The sequence below is a fragment of the Albidovulum sediminis genome, assembly GCF_025380365.1.
Classification (GTDB): Bacteria; Pseudomonadota; Alphaproteobacteria; order Rhodobacterales; family Rhodobacteraceae; genus Albidovulum; species Albidovulum sediminis.
Map to the genome: position 1 here is coordinate 51,050 of NZ_JAOCQF010000003.1, position 26,411 is coordinate 77,460.

Sequence of the window (26,411 nt, forward strand, 5' to 3'; positions counted from 1 at the left end):
CCCTAGTCGCGCGTCAGCGGGACCACGCGCGGCACGTCGCTGTCCGGCGCCAGTTCCTCGAAATCGAAATTGTCGAGCCGCTTGGCCCGCCTGCCGGCCTTGTCGGCGGAAATCTTGATGTCCTCGATATCCTTGGCGGCCTGGTGGAAATGCCGGTCCAGGTTCTCGACACGGTTGCCGAGCCGGTCCACGTCGGCGTGCAAGAGCGCCAGTTCCTTGCGGATCGCGCCGGCCTGTTCGCGCATCCGCGCATCCTTCATCACCGCGCGCATCGTGTTCAGCGTCGCCATGCAGGTGGTCGGCGACACGATCCAGACCTTGGCGGCAAACCCCTCGCGCACGATCTCGGGGAAATTCGCGTGGAGTTCGGCGTAGACCGCCTCCGAAGGCAGGAACATCAGCGCCCCGTCCGCGGTTTCGCCTTCGATGATGTAGCGTTCGCCGATCGCCTTGATATGGCCGCGCACCGCGATGCGAAGCATGCGCTGCGCCTCGATCATCTCGGCGTTGTTCGATGCGCGGCGCAGCGCCTCGTAGGCTTCCAGCGGGAACTTGGAGTCGATGACGATGGGGCCCGGCGGGTTCGGAAGCCGAATCAGGCAGTCGGCGCGGCGACCGTTGGACAGGGTCGCCTGCATGGTGAAGGCATCCGCGGGCAAGGCCTTGCGCACGATGTCGTTCAACTGGATTTCCCCGAACGCGCCGCGTGTCTGCTTGTTGGACAGGATGTCCTGAAGCGACAGAACGTCGCCCGACAGCTTTTCGATCTTGGCCTGCGCCTTGTCGATCGTCTCCAGCCGCTGTTGCAGTTCGCCCAGCGACCGGGCCGTGCGGGTGGCACTGCCCTGAAGGCTTTCGCTCATGCCCTTGGCCACCTCGGCCAGGCGGTTTTCCATCAGCGTCAGAAGACGCGCCTGCTGGGCTGCCTGCGCCTCGGACACATGCATGAGGCCACCGGAAAGCTGCTGCTGGCCGTCTGACAGCGACTGCACGCGCGAATCCAGCGCCTGCATCTGCCGCAGCATCGGCTCGGCCATGCGGCCGGACCGCCCGACCGCCCGCAGGGTGACAAGGATCAGGATGACCAGAAGGCCGACCGCCATCGCGCCCAGAACCGCAAGGACGGACGGATCGTCAAGCGCATAGGTCTGGCCGCCAATGGTGATCATGTCCGCCCGAAAAGCCGCTCTATATCGGCAAGCTTCAGCTCCACATAGGTGGGCCGGCCGTGGTTGCACTGGCCCGAAAGCGGCGTCGCCTCCATCTCGCGCAGAAGCGCGTTCATCTCCTCCACCCGCATCCGCCGACCCGAACGGACCGACCCGTGGCAGGCCATACGGCTGAGAACCGCGTCGATCCGCGATTGCAGCGCAAGGCTGGCGCCCTGATCGTGGAGTTCGTCGAGGATGTCGCGCAGGAGCGCCGCCGCATCGACCTCCCCCAGGATCGCGGGGGTTTCGCGCACGGCGACTGCGCTTCCGCCGAAGGGTTCGACGACAAGGCCAAGCCCGGCGAGCGTGGCCGTGTGTTCCAGCAGGAACGCGGCATCCGTGGGCGAAAGATCCACGATCTCGGGGATCAGCAGCGCCTGCGCCGGAATGGGGGCCGCATCGCGCAGACGCTTGAGCCGTTCGTAGACCAGCCGCTCATGCGCGGCATGCTGGTCGACGATGACCATGCCGGTTTCGGTCTGGGCGATGATGTAGTTCTCATGCACCTGCGCGCGCGCCGCGCCGAGCGGGTTGCGCGTGGCGTCATCGTCGCTCAGCGGACTTCGACTGTCAGCCGGGGAATCGAAGCGGGCGGACGCCTCGCCAAAGGCGGGGGAGAGAGGCGCCTGGAATGCCGCCGCCTGCCGCAGGATCAACGGCGCGGGCCTGTCCATCTGATAGACGCGCGGCACCGTCGGTTCCGGTCGGAACGCGCCGAGCGTGGCGCCCGCGACGGTCGTTGCTGCGCGATGCCCGGCCTCGGCCAGCGCATGGCGCAGGGCCGAGACGACAAGCCCGCGCGCCAGCCCCGGTTCGCGGAACCTGACCTCGGCCTTCGCGGGATGGACGTTCACGTCCACGCGTTCGGGCGCGCATGTCAGGAACAAGGCCGCCGCCGGATGCCGGTCGCGCGACAGGACGTCGGCGTAGGCCGCGCGCAGGGCCCCGATCAGCAGCTTGTCGCGGACGGGCCTGCCGTTGACGAACAGGAACTGTTCGACTGCGGCACCGCGCGAATAGGTGGGCAGCGCGGCATAGCCCGTCAGGCCAAGCCCGTCCCTTTCCGCGTCGATGCGGATCGCGTTTTCGGCGAACTCGGCCCCCAGAAGCGTGGACAGCCGGGCAATCGTGGCGTCGAACAGATCGCCCTGACAGCCGTCCGCGCGCAGGATGACGCGCCCGTCGCCACCGCCCGACAGGTCGCGCAGCGTGAAGGACACGTAGGGCTCCGCCATCGCGAGGCGCCGAACCACATCGGCGATCGCCTGCGCCTCGGCCCGGTCGGAGCGCAGGAACTTGAGCCGCGCCGGGGTTGCATGGAACAGGTCACGCAGTTCGACCACCGTGCCGCCGCTGAGCGCGGCAGGTTTCGGCGGGGCCATCCGCCCGCCCGAGACCGAGATCTGCGACGCCTCCGTCCCGGCCGCGCGCGAGGTGATCGTCAGCCGCCCGACCGCGCCGAGCGAGGGCAGCGCCTCGCCCCGGAAACCGAAGCTGCGGATGTCGAGCAGGTCGGACCCGTCAATCTTCGACGTGGCATGGCGGGCAAGCGCCAGCGGCAGATCCCCTGCCGTCATGCCGCAACCGTCGTCGATGACGCGGATCAGCGTCTTGCCACCATCGGCATAGGCCACGTCGATCCGCCGCGCGCCCGCATCAAGCGCGTTTTCCACCAGTTCCTTGACCGCGGAAGCGGGGCGTTCCACCACCTCGCCGGCCGCGATCCGGTTGATCGCGGCTTCATCCAACTGGCGGATGACCGGCCGTTCGGAGCGTATGTTGGGACTTTGGGCGTTCATCCCACAACAGTTAGCACGCGACGACAGATTCGACCATGCCGATCAGTCGCCCTGATCAAGTCCCTGCGGTTGCCCGACGACGACAAACCGCAGGTCGTCCGCGTTCAGGAGTCCGCCTGCAACCCGCTTGATGTCCTCGGCCGTCACCGCCTCGACATAGGAATTGCGGTTGACCAGGTAATCGACCGGCAGCCCGTCAAGCTGCATGCCGACAAGGATATCCGCGATCGGGCCGTTGCCGTCGAAGCGCAACGGGTAGGAGCCGGTCAGATAGGTCTTGGCGGCCTGAAGTTCCGCATCGCTGACGCCTTCGGCCGCGATCCTTGCCCATTCCGTGCGCACCACCCCGATGGCTTCGGCAACCTTTTCGTTGGCCGAAGCGAAGGAACCCTGCCAGGTCTCCGCCAGGTCCATCGGCGCAAGATAGGTGCCGATCCCGTAGGTCAGGCCGCGCTTCTCGCGCACCTCCTCCATCAGGCGGGAGGCAAAGCCCTGCCCGCCGAGGATGTGGTTCAGCACGAACGCCGCGAAGAAATCGGGGTCGTCGCGCCGGATGCCCTCTTGGCCGAACACCACGACCGACTGAGGCGAGTCATAACCGACAACGCTGACGCCGGGCGGCAGCAATAGCTCCGCGCGCGGTGGGATGAGGCCGCCGATTTCCGGCAGTTCGCCCAAGAGGTCGTCCATCAGCGCACCCAGTTCCGCGGCCGTGATGTCGCCGACGGCCGACACATAGACCCGGTCGCGCGCCATGACGCGGTCCTGCGCGTCAAACATGTCCTCACGCGTCAGGGCGGAGACGCTTTCGACCGTTCCATTGCGCGAGGAGCCGTAGGGGTGGTCACCGAAGGCCAGTTCGTCGAACACCCTGCCGGCGATGGCGTCGGGGTCCTTGTCCTCACTCTGGATGATGGAGACGACCTGCGCCCTGACCCGGTCGACCGCATCCTGGTCGAACCGCGTCCGCGTCAGGGCCGATTTCAGAAGCTTCACGGAGGCATCGCGGTTTTCCGTCAGGAACCGGGCCGAGACGGAGAGCGCGTCATCCCAGGCGTCGAAGCTGAATTCGGCGGCCAACGCCTCGCGCGCTTCGGCGAAGGCCTGGGCGTCGAGGTCGCCCGCGCCTTCCTCGATCAGCGCCGCCATCAGGCGCGTTTCGCCGCGCTTGCCGGGCCGGTCAAGGCTGGTGCCGCCGCGAAAGCGGATTTCGAGCGCGGTGAACGGCAGCGCGTGTTCCTCCACCAGCCAGGCATGCAGACCGCGCGGAGAGGTGACCTGCTGAACCTTCACTTCGGCCAGCGCCGGCACGGCGAGAAGAACCACGGCCAGACCTGCGAGGATGGCACGGATCATTGCATCGTCTCCTCTTGCCCGTCGCGCATCAGCCAGCCGGTCACGGCGCGTCGGCGGTCGAAAACCTCGCGCGCGGCGGCCAGGACGTCCTGCGCGGTGACCGCGTCGAGGATCCTTGGCCAGTCCTGCACATCCCCGACCGTCAGCCCGGTCGTCAGCGCCTGGCCATATTCGTTGGCAAGGCCGCGGGTATCGTCTCGCGCATAGATGAGGTCGGCGTGAATCTGCGTCTTGATCCGCTCGAACTGCGCCGCATCGACGCCCGTGTCGAGAAACTCCGCCAGCGCGTCGTCCAGCGCCTTTTCCGCCGCGGCCAGCGTCACGCCCTCTGCCGGGACGACATAAAGGCCGAAGGTCGTATCGTCGAGCGAGGTGCCATCGTAGAAGGCGCCGGCCTGTATCGCCTGGCGGGTGTCGAACAGAAGCTTGCGCCCCAGGACCGAGGTCTGGGAGTTGCCGCCGAGCAGAGCCGCGAGCATCGTCAGCGCCGCCGCCTTGTCCTGCGCGCCCGGATCGCGTTCGGGCGCCAGATAGGTACGCATGAGGACAGGCTGCGACACGCGCGGGTCAGCAAGACTCAGCCGCCGTTCGGCCAGTTGTGGCGGCTCGCTCACGCGCTTGCGTTCCGCGATGCCCGCACTCGGCTCCAGCGGGCCGTAGTGCTTTTCGGCGAGCGCCCTGACTGCGTCGGGCTGCACGTCCCCCGCGACGATCAGCGTCGCGTTGTTCGGGGCATAGAACCTGCGATACCAGTCGAGCGCGTCCTGCCGCGTCAGCCCCTCCATCTCGTGGCGCCAGCCGATCACGGGGATGCCGTAGGGATGGTTGAGATACTGGGCCGCGCGGCGCTGCTCTCCGAAGATGGCGGACGGGTCGCTGTCGGTCCGCTGGTTGCGTTCCTCGATGATGACCTCGCGCTCGGTCTTCCAGTCGTCCTCCGAGAGGATCAGGTTGCGCATCCGGTCCGCCTCCATCTCCATCACCAGATCGAGGCGGTCGGCGGCGACGCGCTGATAATAGGCGGTGTAGTCCCACGAGGTGAAGGCGTTGTCCGATCCGCCATTCGCCTCGACGGTCTTGGAGAACTCCCCCGGGGCGAGCTTGTCCGTCCCCTTGAACATCAGATGCTCGAGGAAATGGGCAACACCGGATACACCCCTCGGCTCGTCCGCCGCCCCGGCCCGGTACCAGACCATCTGAACGACGACAGGGGCGCGGTGATCCTCGATCACCACGATGTCGAGCCCGTTGGGTAGCTTGAAGGTCGAGACCTCCTGGGCATGGGCAGGCAGGCTGAAGGCCAAGGCAACGGCGGCCCAACGCAGAAGATCGATCATGTATTCCGGTCCCGGATTTCGTGTCGCCCCGCAGACTTGCGCAGGACGCCCCCGCCTTCAAGCGCGGACATGCCGCGCGGCGTTCAATTCTCGTAGAGTTCGGCCGGCGGCGCGCCGACGTTGCGAACCCCGCGCTTGCGCCAGAATTCCAGCTCCGCGTACTGGTCCAGCGACATCTCCGCATAGGCCTTGTAGTAGACGTTGACGCTGAAAAGACGCTCCAGCAGGCGGCCATCATGTTCGCGCCGCCATTCCAGATCTTCCGCAGCAAGCTGGCTGCGGATGGCCGCGCTGGTGCCGAAGCGGCCGACATGCGCCATCAGGCCGCCATCACCGCCGGCACCGCGATCGGGCCGGCCGCCCAGCGCCACCACCGCGTCGGCCTCGGGCGTCGGATCAGTCAGGTTGGTGCCTCCCGGCGTCGGTTCGGGCAGCGCCGCGATGTCTTCGGGCAGTTGCAGCGGCTTGACCGGCAGCACGGAAAATTCGTCGGGCGCCCGGCTTTGCGAGCGGATGTGGAGCAGCTTGGGGTCCTTGTCGCCGCAGGCCGCAAGCAACAGAATCGCGCCGATTGCGATCACCTTGATGCCCTTCGCTACCTGCATGAAGCCTTTCCTTCGCCTGCCTTGCCCCGTGTCTTAGCGCAACTGTCGCCCGGCGTCACGGGGTCTTGTCCTGCCCGGTGAAGAAGACAAGCCCCAGCGCCCCGGCGAAGATACTGATGTCGGCCACGTTGAAGGAATAGGGATTCTCGATGCCGGGCACGGACATGTTCAGGAAATCCGCAACCGCGCCATAGCGCAGCCGGTCGATCACATTGCCGACCGCGCCGCCGATCAGCAGGCCCGCGCACACGCGCGCGCCCGCACCGTGCCCGGGCTTGCGCACCCAGGTCCAGACCCAGGCGGAAATCGCGGCGGCCAGCGCGATCAGGAACCAGCGCGTCAGATCGCTTCCGCTGGCCAGGAGGCCGAAGTTGATCCCCTCGTTCCAGGCCATGCGGAAGGTCAGGAACGGCGGCAGGACGTCGATGCGGCCCAGAGTCCGCAGATCCATGGTTTCGACCACAAGCCATTTGCTGGCCTGGTCGGCCAGTAGGATCGCGGCGGCGGTGACGATGACGGGGCGCATGGGTCAGTGCCGGAAATGGCGCTGGCCGGTGAAGACCATGGCAAGCCCGGCCGCGTCCGCGGCAGCGATCACCTCGTCGTCCCGCATCGACCCGCCCGGCTGGATCACCGCCGTCGCCCCGGCCTCGGCCGCGGTCAGAAGCCCGTCAGGGAAGGGGAAGAAGGCGTCGGAGGCGACGACCGATCCTCTGACGGTGGGCTCGGCCAGGCCCAGCGCATCCGCCATGTCGGCGGACTTGCGCGCGGCGATGCGCGTGCTGTCGACCCGGCTCATCTGACCGGCGCCGACGCCCACCGTGGCGCCGCCCTTCACGTAGACGATCGCATTCGATTTCACATGCTTGGCGACCTTCCAGGCGAAGAGCAGGTCGGCCAGTTCCGCCTCGGTCGGCGCGCGCCTTGTCACGACCGTCAGGTCGGCGGCGGTGACCAAGCCGTTGTCGCGGTCCTGCACCAGGAATCCGCCCGCCACCTGGCGGAAGGCCAGGCCCGGCGCCTTCGGGTCGGGCAGCGCACCGGTGGTCAGCAGGCGCAGGTTCTTCTTCGCGGCAAAGACCGCCTTCGCCGCCTCGTCCGCATCGGGCGCGATGACGACTTCGGTGAAGATCTGGCAAATCTCCTCGGCCGTCGCCGCGTCGAGCGTGCGGTTCAGCGCGACGATTCCCCCGAAGGCCGATGTGCGGTCGCAGTCGTAGGCGCGCCGGTAGGCATCGAGCAGCGTGGCGCCGCGGGCCACGCCGCAGGGGTTGGCGTGCTTGATGATCGCGCAGGCGGGCGCCTCGGCCGGATCGAACTCCGCCACAAGCTCGAAGGCGGCGTCGGTGTCGTTGATGTTGTTGTAGGACAGCTCCTTGCCCTGCCACTGCTTCGCCGTGGCGACGCCGGGACGGTCCGAACCATCCGTGTAGAAGGCCGCCCGCTGGTGCGGATTCTCGCCATAGCGCAGGGTCTGGGCCAGCGTTCCGGCAAAGGCGCGCCGGCGCGGCGCGGGGTCGCCGATCGCCCCCGCCATCCACGAGGAAACGGCGGCATCATAGGCGGCGGTGCGGGCAAAGGCGCGCTGGGCCAGCTTGCGGCGGAACTTCGGGCAGGTCTTGCCGCCATGCTGGTCAAGATCGCCCAGAACCTTCGCATAATCCTCCGGATCGACCACCACGGCGACATGAGCGTGGTTCTTCGCTGCCGCGCGGATCATCGCCGGACCGCCGATGTCGATGTTCTCGATGCAGGTGTCGTAGTCCGCGCCCTTCGCCACCGTCGCCTCGAACGGGTAGAGGTTGACGACCAGCAGGTCGATCGGCGCGATCCCGTGCGCCTGCATCGCCGCCAGATGCTCTGCATTGTCGCGCAGCGCCAGAAGCCCGCCATGAACCTTCGGATGCAGCGTCTTGACCCGCCCATCCATCATCTCCGGAAAGCCGGTCACCTCGGAAACGTCGGTCACGCTTAGCCCCGCCTCGCGCAGAAGCGACGCGGTGCCGCCGGTCGACAGGAGGTCCACCCCGCGTTCGGACAGGCCCCGGGCAAAGTCGATCACGCCGGTCTTGTCGGAGACGGACAGAAGCGCGCGGCGAACGGGGGAAAGTGCGGCTGGGTCGGACAAGGTGCGGCTCCTCAACTGGGTTTGGGACCATCGTCATCGCGAAGGGTGTCGCGGATGGCCGCGGGCGTATCCTGAGCCTTGGCCAAGGTCCAGCCCAACTGGCACGCCTGATCGAGAACCGTGGCCGATAGGACGATCTGCCGCGCCGGCCGCGGCTTCAGCCTGCCCTGTTCGAGGTAGACCGAGGGTTCGAGCGACAGATCGCCGACACCGTCATGGCGGAAGATCCAGATCTCCCCCGACTTGAGCGCCATGGAGACCGCGGTGCCGCCGAGGTCGAGCGCAGCGTCGACATCGGGGTGAAGGTGAAACCGGACCTCGAACCGGATGCCCTCGTCCCCCAGCCGCGCGATCACCTGGTCGTAGCGCTTGCGATCGGGCCCGGTCATCGCGCCCAGCGTATCCTCCCCCTTCAGGTGACGCCCGTCGAGAGACAGGTGCAGTTCGCGCACATGGGTCATGCCGTGGGATGGGGCAAAACCGTTGTGGCCGGCCAGAAGCCGCACCCCGTCCAGATCGCTGTCGACCTGCGCCCAGACCTGTGTGGGCACCTCGGCCAGAAGACCGCGCCCCGCCCCCGACTGTCCGGTCTCGGCATCGAGGCGGGATGAGGAATGGCCGTGGATGCACAGCGTCGAATGCAGCGGCGTGGCCCGCCCTGCCCGGCGCCAGTCCGGCCCGAACGAGGCGCCGGAGCCGCAGTTGACGACAAGCGGGCGGCGCGCCGAAGTCACTTCCATGGCCAGCGTCGAGGCATGGGCATTGGCCGACGCCGCGCCCACTGGCGGGGCCGAAGCATCGACGATGACGCTGGTCCGCCCCGCCGCCAGCCGTGCATAGCCCATCGCCAGCCCGTGCACCGTGATCGCGGGGCCACCGGCCGCCGCCAGTGCCTGATCGAGCCGCCCCTCGGCCCCGCGTCCGCCACCGTGAAACCGCGCAAGCCCGCCGTCGGCATGGCGCAGTGCGCGCAGGGTCGGGGCGATTCTCTCGATCGCCTTGCTGATTGCGGGGGAAACGACGCGGCCCGATGCCGTGACCGCAGCGGCAGCCCAGGTCAGCAGCGTCAGCACCTCCATCAGGTCCTGCGGATTGCGCGTCGCGATCACGCCGTCCGAATCGATCTGGCGGTCGCACTCCCGCGCAAGCGCGACCGAGGCGCGCGACATGTAGCCTTGCGCCCCCGACAGCGCGTGACTCGCATGGATCAGGCCGGTCAGCACCTCGATGCGGGGGAGCCCTTCTGCCGCGGCACGCCAGCGGCGCGACAGGAACACGGTCTGCCGCCCCAGGCAGCGAAAGAATCCGGCCGCCTGCGCCGCGTCCCGACCGGCAACCAGCAGGGGGCCGTGGTTGACCAGGCGGATCAGGCGCCGGGCCGTCAGGTTCGGCGTCCAGCCCGGCCCCTTGCCCGCGCCGAATCGTGCAATCCAGTCGAAGACCCAGGCTTGGGCACGTTCCCGCGCAGGGCCGTCCCCGACCGCCGCGAGATCGTCGAGCCAGGTGAACCCGTGCAGGTCCGCCTCGAAACGCTCGTCCGGCGGCTCGATGTCCCAAAGCGGCCGGTCGAGGTCCTCGACCAGGAACCCGGCAAGCTGGAAGGTGCCCGCGACAAGCTGCCGGCCGCGGGCGAAACTGCCGATCGTCCGCGGCTCGGGGCGCCCGCTGAACCCCCTGACCGGACGCGAGAGCCCGGCCAGCCGTGCGTGCAGCCGGTCGGCCCAGCCGGTGCGCGCCACCTGCCCGATTTCGCCCTGCCTCACGACGGTTGTCTCCGTTCTTGCCTGTCGGCCGTGTCCCGGCTGACCTTACCGGCGCACGCGCCCGCCTGTCACGGGGGAAAGGCCGGATCAGGCGGGAAGGCGCACGCGGGCGAGGTAGAAGCCATCCATCCCGCCAAGGTCCGGCCAGTAGTCCGGGCGAAGCCTCAGCCCGCCCTCGCGGCTGGACCAGCCCGGGTCGGTGCCTGTGATCATGGGCGTCTCGATCTCGAGGCCGGGGTGGCGGGCAAGCGCGGCCGTCACCTGCCCCTCGCCCTCGTCCGGCAGGAGCGAGCAGGTGGAAAAGACCAGCCGCCCGCCTGGCCTGAGAAATCCAATCGCGCGGTCGATCAGGGCGGCCTGCAAGGCAAAAAGCGCCTTCAGGCCGTCGGAACTGCGGACGAAGGGCAGGTCGGGGTGGCGGCGGATGGTGCCCGTCGCCGAGCAGGGCGCGTCCAGCAGCACCGCGTCGAACGGCGCGGGCGCCGACCAATCCAGCGCATCGGCGACGACGGTTTGCGCCGAAAGGCCGCAGCGGGCCAGGTTCTGGCGCACCCTCTCCATCCGCGGCGCGGACAGGTCGAGCGCGGTCACATCGGCGCCGGCCGCCGCCAGTTGCAGCGTCTTGCCGCCCGGCGCGGCACAGAGGTCAAGCACCCGCTCCCCAGGCCGCACCTCAAGCGCGCGCGCCGGCAGCGCGGCCGCCGCGTCCTGCACCCACCAGTCGCCGGCGGCATAGCCGGGAAGGTCGCTGACCTGGGCACGGGCGGTCAGCCGGACCGAGCCGGTGGGCAACGCGAGGCCCCCCAGACGGGCGGCGAGCGCGCCGGCGTCGCCATCGCGCGGGGTCAGGTCAAGTGACGCGCCAGCGGCATGCGCGACCTCCATCGCCCGCGTCGCGGCCTTGCCCCAGGCCGACATCAGCCGGCCGCGCAGCCAGCCCGGAAGCTCCTGCGGCGGCAGCGCGGCGAAGTCGTCCACCGGGTAGTCCGCCACGCGGCGCAGGACGGCATTCGCAAGACCGGCATACCCCTCCAGCGCGCGCCCGCCCTTCCGGATCGCGTCCACCGCAGAGCTGACGACACCATGCGCCTGCGCGCCCTCGCCCAGGATCTCGGCCGTTGCCACGCGCAGAACGGCATGGACCATGGGCGGCGGCGCCTTGCGCAGAAGTGGCTTGAGCACGCGGTCCACCGGACCCAGCCGCCGAAGGGTCACAAGCGCGAGACGCTGGGCGCGCGCACGCTCCCCCGCCGGAAGCGGGTCGAGCGCGCCGCGGGCGATCTGGTCGGCCAGAGTGCAGCGGTCATTCAGAACCCCGGCCACCAGCCCCGCTGCAACCGTCCGTGCCGTCATGCCGTGCTGCATCGATATGCCCCCCGGGCCTTGCCCCGTCCGGGTCAGGGCGTATAACAGGCGCAGGCACCAGACAAGGAACGAGAAGGGAAGGTCATATGTCCGCGCCCGAAAAGCCCGCGCTTCCACCTGCCGCCATCCGCGCGCTGACCGAGGCAGAGCAAAGGCGCAAGGCCGCTGCCGGGCTTGACCTTCCGTCGGAACTGGGCGGGCGCGACGGCCCGGAACCGGTGCGCTACGGTGACTGGGAGAAGAAGGGAATCGCCATCGATTTCTGAGCCCCGCTCGGCGCCGGACGGGGCGCCCGAGGGGTCAGGTGTCAAAGCCCCAGCACGTCGATCATGTCGTATTCGCCCGGCTTCCTGTCCTGACCCCACAAAGCGGCCCGCAAGGCTCCGCGCGCAAAGATCGCCCGGTCGGTCGCCAGATGGCGCAGGACGATACGCTCACCATCGGCGGCGAAGATGACGTCGTGTTCGCCGACCACATCGCCGCCGCGCACCACCGCAAAACCGATGTCGCCACGGCGGCGCGGGCCGGTGACCCCCTCGCGGCCACGCGCGCGATGCGCCTCAAGCTCGACGCCGCGCCCCGCGGCCGCAGCCGTTCCCAGCATCAGGGCCGTGCCGGACGGGGCGTCCACCTTCATCCGGTGATGCGCCTCGACGATCTCGATGTCCCAGTCGTCGTCCAATGCGGCGGCGACCTTCCGCGCAAGCTGCGCCAGAAGGTTCACGCCAAGGCTCATGTTGCCGGCGCGGACGATGACGGCATGGCGCGCTGCGGCCCGGATCCGTTCCAGATCCACAGGCGCGAACCCGGTGGTGCCGATGACGTGCACCGCACGCGCCTGCGCGGCGAGCGCGGCAAACTCCACGCTGGCGGCGGGAGAGGTGAAGTCGATCACCGCCTGCGCCTTCGCAAAGGCTTCGAGCGGGTCATCGGTGACGGCGATGCCCAGGGCTGCGCCGCCGGTGACGGTTCCGGCATCCTGTCCGATCCAGGGATGGCCCTCGCGGACCAGCGCGCCGACCAGGCGCGCCTTGGGGGATGCGGCGACGTGTTTCACCAGCATCTGGCCCATCCGGCCGGATGCGCCGGTGATGACGATGCCGGGAATGGGGGCGCCTTCGCTCATGGGGGGACCTTTCGCCTGTCGCGGGCCAGCTTTAGCCGGTGGAACGCCGGTTGGCAAAGGGCCGTTGCACCCCCGGGGCCATTGGACTAAATCACGCGCATGGCGCAGAACCGCTTCCCCCCCACGTCCGGCCCGTCGCAGCGGCAGTTGCGCGTTGGCGAGTTGATCCGCCGGACCCTGGCCGATGTACTGGCGCGCGGGGATGTCCACGACCCGGAACTCACCCGCTTTTCCATCACCGTGGGGGAGGTGCGCTGTTCGCCGGACCTGAAGGTGGCGATGGTCTACGTCCTGCCGCTGGGCGGCCGCGACGCCGATGCGGCCCTTGTGGCCCTTCAGCGCAACAAGAGTGAACTGCGCCGCCTTACCGCAAAGGCGATGACGCTGAAGTTCGCCCCCGAACTTCGCTTCATGCTGGACGAAACCTTCGACAAGCTCGACGATACGCGGCGCATGTTCTCGGAAGAACGTGTCCGGCGCGATGTCGAAAAACGCGCGGAAGACCCGCGCGAAGCGGACGATGACGCGGACGGCTGAATTCGCGCTGGCCGCGGCCCTGACGCTCCTGTCCATGCCGGCGCTGGCGGCGGAGTGTCAAAGCCTGACCGCCGAGGGGAACGGCTATGCGGTGTGCGAGGCGCATCGGGGCGATGACCTGCGGCTTTTCCTGGACAATGCCGAGGGGCAGCGCCTTGGCACCTTCGACCGGGTCGAGGAGAAGGTCGCCGCCGAGGGCAAGACGCTGGCCTTCGCCATGAACGCCGGCATGTATCACCCCGACCGCTCGCCCGTGGGTTACTACGTCGAGGACGCAGAGGAGAAGTCGCGCCTTGTCCGGTCCGCGGGGCCGGGAAATTTCGGCCTGCTGCCGAACGGGATCTTCTGCATCCTCGACGACGGCTTCTCGGTCCAGGAAACGCTCGCCTTCGACGCCGCGCGGCCTGCGTGCCGGTTTGCGACGCAGTCCGGGCCGATGCTGGTGATCTCTGGCGCTCTGCATCCGCGGTTCCTGACGGAAAGCGATTCCCGCTTCATCCGGAACGGCGTCGGCGTCTCGGCGGACGGCCAGACGGCCTATTTCCTGATGTCGGACGGGCCGGTGACGTTTCACGAATTCGCAAGCGTGTTCCGGGATGTCCTGAACGTGCCCGACGCGCTCTACTTCGATGGCAACATCTCGCGCCTCTATGCCCCGAGCCTGAGGCGGGACGATTTCGGCTTTCCCATGGGGCCAATCGTGGGACTCGTCGTGCCTGCGGACTCCGGCGGCAATTGACGCCGGTCCAATCCTTCGATACGGGGCGGGCCTCACCAAAGGCGGACGGACCATGGCACGCAAGTCGGGGCGCGACATTTCGGGGTGGCTGGTGGTCGACAAGCCTGCAGGCATGACCTCGACCGCAGTCGTCAACAAGGTGCGCTGGGCCCTGAACGCGAAGAAGGCAGGCCACGCGGGCACGCTTGACCCTGCGGCGACCGGGGTGCTGGCGGTGGCGCTGGGCGAGGCGACGAAGACGGTGCCCTACATCACCGACGCGCTGAAATGCTATCGCTTCGCGATCCGGCTGGGCGCGGCCACGAATACCGACGACGCCGAGGGCGAGGTCATCGCCACCGCGTCACTGCGCCCGTCGGATGCCGAGATCGAGGCGGCCCTTGCCGCCTTCCGGGGCGAGATCATGCAGGTTCCGCCGCAGTTCTCGGCGGTGAAGGTCGACGGCGAACGCGCCTATGCGCTGGCCCGCGCGGGTGAGGACATGGACCTTGCGGCGCGACCGCTCTGGGTCGAGTCGCTCGTGCTCAAGGCCCGGCCCGACGCCGACACGGCCGAACTCGAGATGGTGTGCGGCAAGGGCGGCTACGTCCGCTCGATCGCGCGCGACCTCGGGCAGGCGTTGGGGTGCCTTGGCCATGTGCTCTGGCTCAGGCGGGAATGGTCGGGGCCGTTCGAGGCCAGCGACGGCGTCGGCATCGAGACGATCGAGCGCGAGGCCCGGACCGACGCCCTCGAGGCGCGGCTCCTGCCACTCGAGGTCGGGCTGGCGGACCTGCCGGAACTGAGGGCGACGCCCGAGGGGGCCGCGCGGCTGCGGAACGGCAATCCGGGGATGGTCTTCGCCTCCGACGTCGAGTGGGGCGAGGAGGCCTGGGCCAGCCATCAGGGTCGGGCGGTCGCCGTCGGCGTCTACAAGTCCGGAGAGCTGCACCCGAGCCGGGTGTTCAACCTGTGACCGCGCCGGGGGCGCTGCCCCCGGACCCCCGGGATACTTGGGAAAAGAAGAAGATCAGAGCGCGAGGCCGGTCTTGCGTCCCTCGTGGAAGGCGTAGGGTGCGTGGCGGGGTGCGGCCGCGTCGCCGATCAGGTGGGTTTCGACATCGGCGAGGTCCGCCGACAGCGGATCGAAGGCGCGGTTGGTCGTCGACAGCACAAGCGCGCTGGCCGCGAGACGCGTTTCTTCGCCGGTCAGCAGGTTGCGCACCGTCGCTGCGTCGCCGTGCCATTCGGCAACGAGGTGTTCGGTCAGGAAAGTGACTCCCAGCCGTGCAAGCCGCGGGCGCAGGCCGATATCGGCGGAGGTCCGGGCCAGTTCCTTGCCGATGAACGGTTCGGGCGTGACGATGGTCACCCGGTGGCCGCGCTCGGCCATGGCCCAGGCGGTGCCGAGGCCGCGCCAGCTGCCGCCCTCGTCATAGAGAAGGACCGTTTCACCCAGCTTCGCCTCACGCCCCATCACGTCCTCGGGCGCCCAGACATTACCAAGATCGATGCCGGGAAGCCGGTCGGCGCCGGGCATCCAGCGCTGGAAGCCGTCGGGATCGGGCAGCGATCCAGTGGCCAACACCACGGCGTCGGGCGACAGCGCGCGGATGTCGCCGGGTTCGGCGTAGGTATTCAGGTGCAGCCGGACCTGGAGCTTTTCGAACTGGCGTTCATACCAGTCGAGCAGGTCGAGGATCTGGCCGCGGCGGGGCTGTTCGCCGGCAAGCCGGAACTGGCCACCGACCCTTGGCTGCGCCTCGAAAAGATCGACGCGGTGGCCGCGTTCGGCAGCGACCCGCGCGGCTTCGAGCCCGGCGGGACCCGCCCCGACGACGACGATGCGGCGCGGTCTGGCGGCTGGCGTGAAGCGGTCCCCGCCCCATTCGAACTCTCGCCCCGCCGAGGGGTTGATGAGGCAGGAAATCCAGTAGTCGCGGGAGCGCCGGCCCCAGCACATCTGGTTGCAGGAAATGCAGCCGCGGACGTCTTCCGCCCGGCCCTCGGCGGTCTTGCGTGCCAGATGCGGGTCGGCGATCTGGCCGCGGACGATCGAGACCATGTCGGCCTGCCCGCTGGCGATGATGGCTTCGGCGTTCTCGGGCGTCCTGACATGGGCCTCGGAGGTGACCTTGGCGTGGCGGACGATCTTCCGCAGTTCCTCGGTGAAGGGGGCGGTCAGCTTTTCACCATAAAGGAAGGTCGGCATCAGCCGCTCGAAGTCGAGATAGCCGCCATGGCCGCAGGTCACATAGTCGATGTGGCCGGTGGCGTCGTGCATCGCCACGATCTCTGCCAGCGATTCGCCCTGAAGCAGGACATCGTGCGAATCCGAGGTCGAGATGGCGAGGCCGATGATGAAGTCCTCGCCGCAGGCGCGGCGGATGCCCTCGATGATCGTGCGCGACAGGCGGGTGCGGTTTTCCAGGCTTCCTCCCCACCTGTCGTCGCGCCGGTTGGACCAAGGTGTCCAGAACTGGTCCAGCAGAGAGTGGTAGGCGGCCCAGACCTCGACCCCCTGGAAACCGGCCTTATGGCAGCGGACTGCGGCGGCGACATGCGCGTCGATCAGTTCCTCGATCTCCGCCTCGGTCATGGCGTGGGAGCCGTCGCTGTCGTGGTAGGATGGCCCCCCTGACGGGCCCCAGTGCGGCGCGAAGCTGAGGTCGGAATCGCCATGCGCGCCGATGTGGTAAAGCTGCTGCAGGATGACGGCCCCGGCCTCCTTCACCGGCTCGGTCACCTTGCGGAAATGGGGGATGACCTCGTCGGTCCCGTGCAGGAAGTTGCCGCGGGTCAGGACGCCGGTCCGGTGCACCGGCATGGGTTCGGCCACGATCATTCCCGCCCCGCCCAGCGCGCGTTCCAGGAGGTAGGCCGCGAAACGCGGGCCGGGCAGACCCATGTCGGACATGTTCGCGGTATGGGCGCCGAAGACGATGCGGTTGCGCAGCGTGTGGCCGCGCAGCCGGATCGGGGACAGGAGGTGGCGGTGCCCGGTCATGTCGCTTCCCTCGGGGTGATCGCGCGGGCTCTCTGCTGTCGCCTTTCCTCCCCCGGCGTGGGGAGGCGATGGGGGCGGGGGACGGCCTGCCCCGCGGTCTCTCCCTCAGTACCAGGCATCGGCCATCTCCGACTTCCGGCGCGCGACGAAGTCCTTCAGCGCCTCATCGAGGCCCTCGTCCATCGCCGGCGCCTCATACTCGCGAAGCCGCTGCTTCCAGAGCCGGTTCGCGCGGGTCGCGGCATCGTCGCTGCCCGCAAGCTCCCACTGCTCGAAGGGGGAATTGTCGGCCGTCTCGCTGTCCCAGTAGGCGGTTTCGTAGTTGGCCAGTGTGTGCGCGGAGCCGAAGAAGTGGTTGCCCGGCCCGACCTCGGCAAAGGCGCCCTCAGCCAGCTGGTTGTCGTCGACCGTGACCCCGTCGAGATAGGTGTGCAGCGCCCCGCAAAGGTCGGCGTCGAGCATGAACTTCTCGTAGGACATGCTGAGCAGCCCGTCGAGGAAGCCCGCGGCGTGGAGGATGAAGTTCGCGCCGCAGTGGACGGCCGCCAGCATCGACATGGTGCCCTCGGTCATCGCCTGGGCATCGGGCAGCTTCGAGGTGGTGAAGTTGCCCGAACAGCGCAAGGGCAGGTCCAGGCGGCGGCAAAGCTGGCCCACGACCATCGAGCCGATCGCAGGTTCGGGCGTGCCGAAGGTGGGCGAGCCGGTCCTGAGCTGGGTCGAGGACAGGAAGTTGCCGAAGATCACCGGCGCGCCCTTGCGTTCCAGCTGCGTCAGCGCACAGCCGGCCATGGTTTCGGCAAGGCTCTGGGCAATGGCGCCGGCGTTCGTGACGGGCCCCATCGCGCCGCCCAGGATGAAGGGCACGATGACCGCGGCCTGGTTGGCGCGTGCATAGGCCCTGAGCGACTTCGTCATCGTCCCGTCCCAGACCAGGGGCGAGTTCACGTTGACGTTGCCGAGGATGACGCAGTTTTCCTCCACGAAGTCGCGGCCGAAGGCGATGCGCGCCATCTCGATCGAATCCTCGCTGCGCTCCTCGGCGGTGACCGAGCCCATGAAGCAGCGGTCGGAATAACGCAGGTGCGCATAGACCATGTCGAGGTGGCGCTTGTTCACCGGAACGTCGGTCGGTTCGCAGATCGTCCCGCCGGAATGGTGGAACCACGGCGAGGATTGCGCCAGCTTGATGAAATTCTGGAAGTCCTGAAGCGTGCCGAAGCGGCGCCCGCGATCAAGGTCCATGACGAAGGGCGACCCGTAGGCGGGCGCGAAGACAACGCTGTTTCCGCCGATGCGGATGGAGTTCGCCGGGTTGCGGGCGTGCTGGATGAACTCCGCCGGGGCGAAGCGCAGGATCTCGCGCAGCATGCCGGGCTCGAATGTCACGCGCAGGCCGTCGATGCGCGCGCCCGCCCGGCGCCAGTGGTCCAGCGCCTCGGGGTCGTCGCGGAACTCTATCCCCGTCTCGGCCAGGATGCGGTCGGCCGCCGCCTCGATCTTCAGCAGGTTCTCTTCCGACAGGATATCGTAGGTGGGGATGTTCCGGCTGATGTAGGGCCGCCCCGGTCCCGCCGACTTCTGCGCCCGTTCGCGCCGCCGCGCCTCGCGGCCGCCGTGGCGTGACCTTTGAACCGTCTCCTCAAGTGCCATGGGCCGTCCCCCCTCCGGAAGCGCGTTACCCTCGATCTTAGGGCGCGCGCCGCGCGATGGGGAAGTAGTTCGCACGACATTCCGAAGGGGCGAGATGTCGTTTTGCGTGGGTCATCGGTCGTTCGGCGCCGGCGCGGCGGGGGGCTGCCCCCCGCGCGCACCCGGCCCGGTCACTCGGCCGCGAGATCCGCGGTCCAGCCGGAAATTGCCTTGACCTCAAGGAACTCCTCGATCCCCCAGATGCCGCCCTCGCGCGCGCGGCCGGAGGCCTTGACGCCCCCGAAGGGCGCCCCGGCCCCGCGCGGCTTGCCGTTCATCTCGACCATGCCCGACTTCAGCGCCAGCGCCAGGCGGTTCGCCCGCGCGCCATCCTGGGTCTGGACGTAGTTCGTCAGGCCATAGGGTGTGTCGTTGGCGATCCTCACCGCCTCTGCCTCGTCCTCGAACGGAATGATCGAAAGGACCGGGCCGAAGATTTCTTCCCGCTCGATGGTCATGCCGGGCCGCACGTCGGCAAAGACCGTCGGGCGCACGTAATAGCCCTTGTTCATCCCCTCTGGCAGCCCGAGGCCGCCGGCGACCAGCCGCGCGCCTTCGTCGATGCCCTTCTGGATGAGGCCCTGGATCTGATCCCACTGGCGTTTGTTGACGACAGGGCCGATGTGGCGCCCGTGTTCGGAGGCGGGGCCGACCTTGACCGCCTTCGCCACCTCTGCCGCCTCCTCAACCACGCGGTCATAGATCGACCGCTCCACCAGCATCCGCGACGGCGCGTTGCAGCTTTGGCCGGTGTTGTTCATCATGTGCAGGACACCGCGCTTCACCGCCTTTTCATCGGCGTCGGCGAAGATCAGGTTCGCGCCCTTGCCGCCAAGCTCCAGCGCCACGCGCTTGAGCGTGTCGGACGCCGCCCTGGAAATCGCCCGGCCCGCGCGCGTCGACCCTGTGAAGGAGATCATCTCCACGTCGGGGTGGACCGAGAGTTGGGAGCCGACCCCGGCGCCATCGCCGTTGACGAGGTTGAAGACGCCGGCCGGCACACCCGCGTCATGGCAGAATTCCGCGAACAGCATCGCGTTCAGGGGGCTTTCCTCGGACGGCTTCAGCACGCAGGTGCAGCCCGCCAGCATCGCCGGAATGACCTTCAGCGCGATCTGGTTCACCGGCCAGTTCCACGGCGTGATCAGGCCGACGACGCCGATCGGTTCCAGCGCGATCATGGTGCCGGGGGCGTGGGCGCCAAGCGGCCGGACCCATTCGATCTCGTCGAAGGCGCGCAGGAAGTTGTTGGCATGCCACGGCAGGCAGGGCGCCTGCTGTTCCAGCGCGAAGTCGATCGGTGCACCCATCTCCATCGCGATGGCGCGGGCGAATTCCTCCTTCCGGGCCTCGTACTGATCGAGGATGCGAACGACGACCGCGCGGCGTTCCGCGGGCGATGTCGCGGCCCAGGCGGGGAAGGCGGCCCTGGCTGCGGCAACCGCCGCGTCGGTGTCGGCCTGATCGCCAAGCGAGATCACCGCGCAGGGCTCCTCCGTCGAGGGGTCGATCACCGCGCAGTCGCGGGGCCGCGCCGGTGATACCCATCTGCCGTTGATGTAGAATTCGCGCCTGTCGATCATGCTGCACCTCGCTTTCGGGCGCGGACAGTGCCAGCCGCCCCGTTCCCGCGCAAGGCGTGAAACCAAATTTGATCATATTTTTCCGCTTGACGGCTGATCAACAGACTCGCGTTATCCGCATTGGCCGCACGCCCTGACCGAGTGGCGGATAACGGCAGGAAAGGAAACTCCATGGGTCTCAGAATCAACGACACCGTTCCCGATTTCACCGCCGAAACGGATCAGGGAACCATTCGCTTCCATGACTGGATCGGCGACGGTTGGGCGATTCTCTTCTCTCATCCGAAGGACTTCACGCCCGTCTGCACGACCGAGTTCGGCGCCGTGGCGCGGCTGAAGGACGAATGGGCGCGCCGCGGCACGAAGGTCATCGGAATCTCCGTCGACGGCGTTGACGAGCACCGGCGCTGGAAAGGCGATATCGAGAAGGCGGGCGGTGCCGCACCCGAATTCCCGATCATCGCGGACAGGGGACTCGAGGTCTCCAAGGCCTTCGACATGCTCCCGGCCGAAGCCCATCTGCCCGACAACCCGACGCCGGCCGACAGCCAGACGGTGCGGGCCGTCTTCATCATCGGGCCCGACAAGAAGCTCAAGCTGTCGATGACCTATCCGATGACGGTCGGGCGCAACTTCGGGGAGGTCGTCCGCGCGCTCGACGCGCTTCAGACGTCCACCGGCAAGGGGGTCGCCACACCGGCGAACTGGGAAGTGGGTCAGGACGTGATCATCCCCGTCGCTGTGAACGACGAAGCCGCGAAGGAGAAATTCGGCACGTTCGAGAAGGTGCTGCCCTATCTCCGCTACACCAAACTGCCGCGCTGACGCGGACCTGGCCACGGAAGCAACGGAATGCGCCGCGATGCGGCGCATCCCAATGTCTGCGGGCGTCGCCGTTCAGACGTCCAGGGTGTTCTCATGCTCCCAGCGCGAGAAGTGCGACACGAAACTGTCCCATTCCCGATGCTTCAGCTTGATGTAGGCGTTGGAGAATTCATCGCCCATCATCGATTTCAGCGTCTTGTCCCGGTCGTATTCGCGCAGCGCATCGAGAAGGTTCAGCGGCAGTTTCGGCGCGCCTTTCACCTTGTGCCCGTCCTGGTACATGTCGATGTCGTAGCGCTTGCCGGGATCGGCCTTCGAGCGGACGCCGTCGAGACCGGCGGCGATGATCACCGCCTGCAGCAGGTAGGGGTTCGCGGCACCGTCGGGCAGGCGCAGTTCGAACCGGCCGGGGCCGGGCACGCGCACCATGTGGGTGCGGTTGTTGCCGGTCCATGTCACCGTGTTCGGCGCCCAGGTCGCGCCTGAAGACGTGCGCGGCGCGTTGATGCGCTTGTAGCTGTTGACCGTCGGATTGGTGATCGCGGCCAGCGCCGAGGCGTGCTTCATGATCCCGCCGAGGAAGTGGCGGCCGCGCTCCGAAAGGCCAAGTTCCGCGTTCTTGTCCGCGAAGGCGTTCTTCTTGCCGTCGAGGTCCCAGACCGAGATGTGGGCGTGGCAGCCCGACCCGGTCAGCCCCTTGAAAGGCTTCGGCATGAAGGTCGCGCGCAGGCCGTGCTTTTCGGCCACCGACCGGACCATGAACTTGAAGAACGAATGCTTGTCGGCGGTGGCCAGCACATCGTCGTATTCCCAGTTCATCTCGAACTGGCCGTTCGCGTCCTCGTGGTCGTTCTGGTAGGGTTTCCAGCCGAGTGCCAGCATGTGATCGCAGATTTCCGCGATCACATCGTAGCGGCGCATGATCGCCTGCTGATCGTAGCAGGGCTTTTCCGCGGTGTCGTATTCGTCCGAAATCCTGGCTCCGTCGGCGGAGAGCAGGAAGAACTCCGGCTCCACGCCGGTCTTGACCCGCAGTCCGTCCTTCGCCGCCTCGTCAATCAGCGCCTTGAGCACGTTGCGCGGTGCCTGCCTTACAAGCTCGCCCTCCATCGTCGCGGTCGCGGCGACCCAGGCCACCTCGGGCTTCCACGGCAGCTGGATGACGCTGTCAGTGTCGGGCACGGCTATCAGGTCGGGATGCGCGGGCGTCAGGTCGAGCCAGGTGGCGAAGCCCGCAAATCCGGCGCCGTCCTCCGTCATGTCCGCAATGGCCTGCGCCGGAACGAGCTTGGCCCGCTGCCCGCCGAACAGGTCGGTATAAGAAATCATGAAATACTTGACGCCATTGTCCTTTGCGAACTTGGCCAGGTCCTTCGGCATTTCCAGTTCTCCCGGTTGGATTGAGAAGGGCGCGGTCGTTGGCCGCCGCGCCCCTGGTTCGTGTTCGGATCAGTAGCCGCCCCGGCCGGGTATCCAGCTGGTTCCCGCCAGCGGCACGCCCGCCATGGCCGCCGCCTCGATCGTCAGGGCGCAAAGGTCTTCGGGCTCGAGGTTGTGCAGGTGGTTCTTGCCGCAGGCCCTGGCCAGCGTCTGCGCCTCAAGCGTCATGACCTTCAGGTAGTTCGCCAGCCGGCGACCGCCTAGAACGGGATCGAAGCGGCTGAAAAGCTCCGGATCCTGCGTGGTGATGCCTGCCGGGTCCTTGCCTTCGTGCCAGTCGTCATAGGCGCCGGCGGTGGTGCCGAGCTTGCGGTACTCCTCCTCGAGCTTCGGATCGTTATCGCCCAACGCAACCAGCGCGGCGGTGCCGATCGACACGGCGTCGGCGCCAAGCGCCAGGGCCTTGGCGACATCGGCGCCGGTGCGGATGCCGCCCGACACGATCAGTTGCACCTTGCGGTGCATGCCAAGGTCCTGCAGCGCCTTCACCGCCTGCGGAATGCAGGCGAGCGTCGGCTGGCCGACATGTTCGATGAACACATCCTGCGTGGCGGCGGTCCCGCCCTGCATGCCGTCCAGCACCACGACATCGGCCCCAGCCTTCACCGACAAGGCGGTGTCGTAGTAGGGCCGCGCACCGCCGACTTTCACATAGATCGGCTTTTCCCAGTCGGTGATCTCGCGCAGTTCGAGGATCTTGATCTCCATGTCGTCCGGGCCGGTCCAGTCCGGATGCCGGCAGGCGGACCGCTGGTCAATGCCCTTGGGCAGAGTGCGCATCTCGGCCACGCGGTCAGAGATCTTCTGGCCCAGAAGCATGCCGCCGCCGCCGGGCTTCGCGCCCTGCCCGACCACAAGCTCGATCGCGTCCGCGCGGCGCAGGTCGTCGGGATTCATCCCGTAGCGCGACGGCAGGTACTGGTATACGAGCGTCTTCGAATGGCCGCGCTCCTCCTCGGTCATGCCGCCGTCGCCGGTGGTGGTCGAGGTTCCGGCCAGCGTGGCGCCACGCCCCAGCGCCTCTTTCGCGGGACCGGAGAGCGAGCCGAAGCTCATCCCCGCGATGGTCACGGGAATGTCGAGGTGGATGGGCTTTTTCGCATGCCGCGTGCCCAGCCAGACGTCGGTTGCGCATTTCTCCCGGTAGCCTTCCAGCGGATAGCGGCTGATCGAGGCGCCGAGGAACAGCAGGTCGTCGAAATGCGGCAGGCGGCGCTTCGAACCGCCGCCTCGAATGTCATAGATGCCGGAGGCGGCGGCACGGCGGATCTCGGCGTTGGTGTCGTTGGAGAAGGTCCAGGACATGCGCGGCGGCGTGTGGGGAAAATCACTCATCTTCGGACCTCAGTAAGCCGACGCATTGTCGATGTTGAAATTGTAGAGCTTGCGGGCCGAGCCATAGCGCCGGAACTCCTCTGGCCGGGCCTTCGCATCGGCCTCGCCACGCTGCAGCAGGGTTTCCAGAAGCTCGAGGTGTTCGGGGCGCATCTCCTTCTCGATGCAGTCCGCGCCAAGGCTTTTCACCTTGCCACGCACGAAAAGCCGCGCCTCGTACAGGCTGTCGCCCAGTGCGTCGCCCGCGTCACCGAGGACGACCATGTTGCCCGACTGCGCCATGAAGGCCGACATGTGACCGATGGAGCCATGCACGACGATGTCGATGCCCTTCATCGAGATGCCGCAGCGCGACGAGGCGTTGCCCTTGATGACCAGAAGGCCGCCCCGCCCGGTCGCGCCGGCATACTGGCTGGCGTCCCCATCCACGATCACGGTGCCCGACATCATGTTCTCGGCGACACCCGGCCCGGCCGATCCCTTCACCCGGATCGTCGCCTGCTTGTTCATCCCGGCGCAGTAGTATCCGGTTGAGCCGTGGACAGTGATGTCCACAGCCGCGTCGACGCCCGCCGCGATGGCGTGGCTGCCCCTGGGATTGACGATATCCCACTGGGTCTCGTTGGTCTGGCCCTTCAGGGCGTGCAGTGTGGAGTTGAGCGCACGAAGCCCGTGCGCCCCAAGATCGAAACTCGGCATACTCAACGTTCCCAGAAATAGACGGTGGCGGGTTCAGGTTCCCAGACGCGGGCGTTCTCGATGCCCGGCAGGTCGACAAGCGCGCGATATTCCGACCCGAAGGCGACGTACTGGTCGGTCTCGGCCATGACGGCGGGCTTGCAGGCGATCGGGTCGCGGACCACGCCGAAACCGTTCCGGGTGCCCACGACGAAGGTGAAGAACCCGTCGAGGTCGGTCAGCGTGGCCTCCATCGCCTCGCCAAGCCCCGCGCCCTCGTCCATCTTGTGGCTGAGGAAGGCTGCGGCCACCTCGGTGTCGTTCTCGGTCTCGAAGGCCATACCCGCGCGGATCAGGTCACGGCGCACCGAGTTGTGGTTCGAAAGCGACCCGTTGTGCACCAGACACTGGTCCGAGCCGGTCGAGAACGGATGCGCCCCCATCGTCGTCACCGCCGATTCGGTCGCCATGCGGGTGTGTCCGATGCCATGGCTACCCTTCATCTGCGCCACGGCGAACCGGGCGGCGACATCCTTGGGCAGGCCCACTTCCTTGAAGATCTCAATGCTGTCGCCGACGCTCATGATCTTCACGCCCGGGCGCAGGTGCGCCAGCGCGGAGCGCGCCGCCTCGATCTGGCCGATCGGCACCTCGAGCACGGCATGCGTGCTTTTCCTGAGAAGGAGAACAGGCTGTCCGATGGCGTTCCGCAGATCCTCGTCGAGGTTGCGGAAGTCGGCCTCCGGCTGAGCGGACTGAACGGTGATCTTGCCGATGCCGTCACGCGCGCCGGAATAGATCGCGATGCCGGCGCTGTCGGGGCCGCGATCCGTCATCGTGACCAGCATGTCAGCCAGCATGGCGCCAAGTTTTGGTTCAAGTGATGGGTCCTTGAGAAAGAGACCGACGATGCCGCACATGATGCGCTCCCAGGTGATTGCACGCTGACGCTAGCACCACTCAAATCCCGGTTCAACTACCAAGAAACTTTTTTAACCTGTGGGGGTGGCGCCCTGCCGGGACTGCGGATGAACCGTTCTCTGATGGCAGTTGCTGCTCCTCCGAGAGGGTGCCGGGTCGACGTCGCGCAAGGGCCCTGCCTGACAGAAAGCTTGACAGAGTGTCGCAGGCGTTATTCCTTATAGCAAAAAAAGTTCACGAGGAGAGAAATGCCCGGCGCCTTTGACCGAGCGTGCCCGGGAACTAACCAACTAGGGAGGAATACAGTGTCAGACATGTCTGGACGCATCGATGCGATGCACCGGCGCGACGTGCTGGTCGCCTGGGCTTTCGTGATCGGGCTTTGGTTCGCAATCATCTTCGTGGCCCTGGCCACCTGGTCGCTCGCACCATCCGGTGCGGCCCGAACGATCCTCCTGATCGGGGGGGCAATCGTTCTGGTGTTCAACACCGCCGCGATCATGGCCATGCTGCGCCACTATCGCGAGGATCGCGACTTCATGTACGGGCTCGACATCAAGTTTCTTGATGAAGCTCGCAAGGCCAGGGGGTGAGCCATGGCCCGCTACAAAGCCCCCGTCCAGAGCAAGGCGAGCCAGATCTTCGACGTGATCTTCCTTGTCGTGCTGACACTCGGCGCGCTGTTCGTCCCCTTGAAGATGGGCCTTTCCGGTGCCGCCAAGACTGTCGCGGAACCGGTTGCGAACCCGACCTGGGAATCGCTTGGCCAGACCCCGGCACAGGCCGCACAGTACGAGGCGCTGGGCTACGACCCGGCCTCGGCGCATGACCTGATCCTGGCGCGGTTCGACTATTCCTTCACCGCCGGCGCGCTCATCGCGATGATCGTCGTGATCGTCGCCTACTACGTGCTGATGCTGAAGTTCTCCGAAACCGAATACCGCGAAGTGATCGCGGAAAAGTTCGACGGAAAGTGAGGGGCAAC

The 26,411-nt window shown here is 67.6% G+C and carries 24 protein-coding genes; 7 read left to right on the plus strand and 17 right to left on the minus strand.

Going from position 1 to position 26,411, the window contains the following annotated elements; genetic code table 11:
• Window positions 1-2 precede the first annotated feature (2 nt).
• From N5I32_RS15180 to N5I32_RS15220, 9 genes are all read right to left on the minus strand, one after another.
• Window positions 3-1,169 carry a DNA recombination protein RmuC gene (locus tag N5I32_RS15180; protein ID WP_261496764.1) on the minus strand — a complete coding sequence of 389 codons (1,167 nt, stop codon included), beginning with the start codon at window positions 1,167-1,169 and terminating at the stop codon, window positions 3-5.
• Window positions 1,166-3,010 (minus strand): DNA mismatch repair endonuclease MutL, encoded by a 1,845-nt coding sequence (mutL, locus tag N5I32_RS15185; protein WP_261496765.1) that lies wholly within the window; start codon window positions 3,008-3,010, stop codon window positions 1,166-1,168. Before mutL ends, N5I32_RS15180 begins: the two co-directional genes overlap by 4 nt.
• A 42-nt stretch (window positions 3,011-3,052) precedes the next feature.
• Window positions 3,053-4,366, minus strand: a complete 1,314-nt coding sequence (locus tag N5I32_RS15190) for a M16 family metallopeptidase (RefSeq protein ID WP_261496766.1) — start codon at window positions 4,364-4,366, stop codon at window positions 3,053-3,055.
• On the minus strand, window positions 4,363-5,703 hold the full coding sequence (locus N5I32_RS15195) for a M16 family metallopeptidase (RefSeq protein ID WP_261496767.1): 1,341 nt from the start codon (window positions 5,701-5,703) through the stop codon (window positions 4,363-4,365). The genes N5I32_RS15190 and N5I32_RS15195 overlap by 4 nt, the downstream gene beginning before the upstream one ends.
• An 83-nt stretch (window positions 5,704-5,786) precedes the next feature.
• Window positions 5,787-6,308 (minus strand): DUF3035 domain-containing protein, encoded by a 522-nt coding sequence (locus N5I32_RS15200; RefSeq protein WP_261496768.1) that lies wholly within the window; start codon window positions 6,306-6,308, stop codon window positions 5,787-5,789.
• 55 nt (window positions 6,309-6,363) lie between these two features.
• The gene (gene lspA / locus N5I32_RS15205; protein ID WP_261496769.1) at window positions 6,364-6,834 is read right to left on the minus strand and encodes a signal peptidase II; all 471 of its coding nucleotides are present in this window, start codon (window positions 6,832-6,834) and stop codon (window positions 6,364-6,366) included.
• A 3-nt stretch (window positions 6,835-6,837) separates the two neighbouring features.
• A complete protein-coding gene (gene purH / locus N5I32_RS15210) occupies window positions 6,838-8,436 on the minus strand; it encodes a bifunctional phosphoribosylaminoimidazolecarboxamide formyltransferase/IMP cyclohydrolase (RefSeq protein WP_261496770.1) in 1,599 nt (532 codons plus the stop codon).
• Between the two features lie 11 nt (window positions 8,437-8,447).
• Window positions 8,448-10,199: a heparinase II/III family protein gene (locus N5I32_RS15215; RefSeq protein WP_261496771.1), complete on the minus strand. Its 1,752-nt coding sequence runs from the start codon at window positions 10,197-10,199 to the stop codon at window positions 8,448-8,450.
• Between the two features lie 87 nt (window positions 10,200-10,286).
• A complete protein-coding gene (locus tag N5I32_RS15220) occupies window positions 10,287-11,564 on the minus strand; it encodes an RsmB/NOP family class I SAM-dependent RNA methyltransferase (RefSeq protein ID WP_261496772.1) in 1,278 nt (425 codons plus the stop codon).
• An 86-nt stretch (window positions 11,565-11,650) separates the two neighbouring features.
• On the opposite strand from N5I32_RS15220, the gene N5I32_RS15225 reads away from it, so the two are divergent.
• Window positions 11,651-11,830, plus strand: coding sequence for a DUF1674 domain-containing protein (locus tag N5I32_RS15225; protein ID WP_261496773.1), 180 nt, complete (start codon window positions 11,651-11,653; stop codon window positions 11,828-11,830).
• A 41-nt stretch (window positions 11,831-11,871) separates the two neighbouring features.
• Here N5I32_RS15225 and dapB read toward each other — a convergent pair whose 3' ends face one another.
• A complete protein-coding gene (dapB, locus tag N5I32_RS15230) occupies window positions 11,872-12,690 on the minus strand; it encodes a 4-hydroxy-tetrahydrodipicolinate reductase (protein ID WP_261496774.1) in 819 nt (272 codons plus the stop codon).
• Between the two features lie 99 nt (window positions 12,691-12,789).
• On the opposite strand from dapB, the gene rbfA reads away from it, so the two are divergent.
• From rbfA to truB, 3 genes are read left to right on the plus strand one after another with little or no spacing between them, the layout of a single operon-like run.
• Window positions 12,790-13,227, plus strand: coding sequence for a 30S ribosome-binding factor RbfA (gene rbfA, locus N5I32_RS15235; RefSeq protein ID WP_261496775.1), 438 nt, complete (start codon window positions 12,790-12,792; stop codon window positions 13,225-13,227).
• The gene (locus N5I32_RS15240) at window positions 13,211-13,966 is read left to right on the plus strand and encodes a phosphodiester glycosidase family protein (protein WP_439648207.1); all 756 of its coding nucleotides are present in this window, start codon (window positions 13,211-13,213) and stop codon (window positions 13,964-13,966) included. The genes rbfA and N5I32_RS15240 overlap by 17 nt, the downstream gene beginning before the upstream one ends.
• A gap of 52 nt (window positions 13,967-14,018) precedes the next feature.
• On the plus strand, window positions 14,019-14,921 hold the full coding sequence (gene truB, locus N5I32_RS15245) for a tRNA pseudouridine(55) synthase TruB (protein WP_261496776.1): 903 nt from the start codon (window positions 14,019-14,021) through the stop codon (window positions 14,919-14,921).
• Window positions 14,922-14,975: 54 nt separating this feature from the next.
• Here the strand turns inward: truB and N5I32_RS15250 are convergent, their stop codons facing one another.
• The 3 genes from N5I32_RS15250 to N5I32_RS15260 form a co-directional block, all read right to left on the minus strand.
• The gene (locus tag N5I32_RS15250) at window positions 14,976-16,952 is read right to left on the minus strand and encodes an oxidoreductase (protein WP_261496777.1); all 1,977 of its coding nucleotides are present in this window, start codon (window positions 16,950-16,952) and stop codon (window positions 14,976-14,978) included.
• Between the two features lie 105 nt (window positions 16,953-17,057).
• Window positions 17,058-18,605 carry a trimethylamine methyltransferase family protein gene (locus N5I32_RS15255; protein WP_261496778.1) on the minus strand — a complete coding sequence of 516 codons (1,548 nt, stop codon included), beginning with the start codon at window positions 18,603-18,605 and terminating at the stop codon, window positions 17,058-17,060.
• 170 nt (window positions 18,606-18,775) lie between these two features.
• Window positions 18,776-20,227, minus strand: coding sequence for an aldehyde dehydrogenase family protein (locus N5I32_RS15260; protein ID WP_261496779.1), 1,452 nt, complete (start codon window positions 20,225-20,227; stop codon window positions 18,776-18,778).
• A gap of 171 nt (window positions 20,228-20,398) precedes the next feature.
• Between N5I32_RS15260 and N5I32_RS15265 the strand changes: the two genes are divergently transcribed.
• Window positions 20,399-21,052, plus strand: a complete 654-nt coding sequence (locus N5I32_RS15265; protein WP_261496780.1) for a peroxiredoxin — start codon at window positions 20,399-20,401, stop codon at window positions 21,050-21,052.
• A 72-nt stretch (window positions 21,053-21,124) separates the two neighbouring features.
• Here the strand turns inward: N5I32_RS15265 and glnT are convergent, their stop codons facing one another.
• The 4 genes from glnT to N5I32_RS15285 all read right to left on the minus strand — a co-directional run bounded on the left by glnT (window position 21,125) and on the right by N5I32_RS15285 (window position 25,425).
• Entirely contained in the window at window positions 21,125-22,432 is a 1,308-nt protein-coding gene (gene glnT, locus N5I32_RS15270; RefSeq protein ID WP_261496781.1) for a type III glutamate--ammonia ligase, read from the minus strand.
• A gap of 69 nt (window positions 22,433-22,501) precedes the next feature.
• On the minus strand, window positions 22,502-23,827 hold the full coding sequence (locus N5I32_RS15275; protein WP_261496782.1) for an FMN-binding glutamate synthase family protein: 1,326 nt from the start codon (window positions 23,825-23,827) through the stop codon (window positions 22,502-22,504).
• A 9-nt stretch (window positions 23,828-23,836) separates the two neighbouring features.
• Window positions 23,837-24,526 (minus strand): GltB/FmdC/FwdC-like GXGXG domain-containing protein, encoded by a 690-nt coding sequence (locus N5I32_RS15280; protein ID WP_261496783.1) that lies wholly within the window; start codon window positions 24,524-24,526, stop codon window positions 23,837-23,839.
• A 2-nt stretch (window positions 24,527-24,528) separates the two neighbouring features.
• Window positions 24,529-25,425: a class II glutamine amidotransferase gene (locus N5I32_RS15285; protein ID WP_261496784.1), complete on the minus strand. Its 897-nt coding sequence runs from the start codon at window positions 25,423-25,425 to the stop codon at window positions 24,529-24,531.
• A 315-nt stretch (window positions 25,426-25,740) separates the two neighbouring features.
• Between N5I32_RS15285 and N5I32_RS15290 the strand changes: the two genes are divergently transcribed.
• A complete protein-coding gene (locus N5I32_RS15290; protein WP_261496785.1) occupies window positions 25,741-26,019 on the plus strand; it encodes a hypothetical protein in 279 nt (92 codons plus the stop codon).
• A gap of 3 nt (window positions 26,020-26,022) precedes the next feature.
• A complete protein-coding gene (locus N5I32_RS15295; RefSeq protein WP_261496786.1) occupies window positions 26,023-26,403 on the plus strand; it encodes a hypothetical protein in 381 nt (126 codons plus the stop codon).
• The last annotated feature ends 8 nt before the right edge of the window (window positions 26,404-26,411 follow it).

Coding starts and splice junctions, on each gene's coding strand:
- N5I32_RS15180 (WP_261496764.1), bottom strand. CDS start 1,169: ATGATCACCATTGGCGGCCAGACCTATGCGCTTGACGATCCGTCCGTC.
- mutL (WP_261496765.1), bottom strand. CDS start 3,010: ATGAACGCCCAAAGTCCCAACATACGCTCCGAACGGCCGGTCATCCGC.
- N5I32_RS15190 (WP_261496766.1), bottom strand. CDS start 4,366: ATGATCCGTGCCATCCTCGCAGGTCTGGCCGTGGTTCTTCTCGCCGTG.
- N5I32_RS15195 (WP_261496767.1), bottom strand. CDS start 5,703: ATGATCGATCTTCTGCGTTGGGCCGCCGTTGCCTTGGCCTTCAGCCTG.
- N5I32_RS15200 (WP_261496768.1), bottom strand. CDS start 6,308: ATGCAGGTAGCGAAGGGCATCAAGGTGATCGCAATCGGCGCGATTCTG.
- lspA (WP_261496769.1), bottom strand. CDS start 6,834: ATGCGCCCCGTCATCGTCACCGCCGCCGCGATCCTACTGGCCGACCAG.
- N5I32_RS15220 (WP_261496772.1), bottom strand. CDS start 11,564: ATGCAGCACGGCATGACGGCACGGACGGTTGCAGCGGGGCTGGTGGCC.
- N5I32_RS15225 (WP_261496773.1), top strand. CDS start 11,651: ATGTCCGCGCCCGAAAAGCCCGCGCTTCCACCTGCCGCCATCCGCGCG.
- dapB (WP_261496774.1), bottom strand. CDS start 12,690: ATGAGCGAAGGCGCCCCCATTCCCGGCATCGTCATCACCGGCGCATCC.
- rbfA (WP_261496775.1), top strand. CDS start 12,790: ATGGCGCAGAACCGCTTCCCCCCCACGTCCGGCCCGTCGCAGCGGCAG.
- N5I32_RS15240 (WP_439648207.1), top strand. CDS start 13,211: ATGACGCGGACGGCTGAATTCGCGCTGGCCGCGGCCCTGACGCTCCTG.
- truB (WP_261496776.1), top strand. CDS start 14,019: ATGGCACGCAAGTCGGGGCGCGACATTTCGGGGTGGCTGGTGGTCGAC.
- N5I32_RS15250 (WP_261496777.1), bottom strand. CDS start 16,952: ATGACCGGGCACCGCCACCTCCTGTCCCCGATCCGGCTGCGCGGCCAC.
- N5I32_RS15255 (WP_261496778.1), bottom strand. CDS start 18,605: ATGGCACTTGAGGAGACGGTTCAAAGGTCACGCCACGGCGGCCGCGAG.
- N5I32_RS15260 (WP_261496779.1), bottom strand. CDS start 20,227: ATGATCGACAGGCGCGAATTCTACATCAACGGCAGATGGGTATCACCG.
- N5I32_RS15265 (WP_261496780.1), top strand. CDS start 20,399: ATGGGTCTCAGAATCAACGACACCGTTCCCGATTTCACCGCCGAAACG.
- glnT (WP_261496781.1), bottom strand. CDS start 22,432: ATGCCGAAGGACCTGGCCAAGTTCGCAAAGGACAATGGCGTCAAGTAT.
- N5I32_RS15275 (WP_261496782.1), bottom strand. CDS start 23,827: ATGAGTGATTTTCCCCACACGCCGCCGCGCATGTCCTGGACCTTCTCC.
- N5I32_RS15280 (WP_261496783.1), bottom strand. CDS start 24,526: ATGCCGAGTTTCGATCTTGGGGCGCACGGGCTTCGTGCGCTCAACTCC.
- N5I32_RS15285 (WP_261496784.1), bottom strand. CDS start 25,425: ATGTGCGGCATCGTCGGTCTCTTTCTCAAGGACCCATCACTTGAACCA.
- N5I32_RS15290 (WP_261496785.1), top strand. CDS start 25,741: ATGTCTGGACGCATCGATGCGATGCACCGGCGCGACGTGCTGGTCGCC.
- N5I32_RS15295 (WP_261496786.1), top strand. CDS start 26,023: ATGGCCCGCTACAAAGCCCCCGTCCAGAGCAAGGCGAGCCAGATCTTC.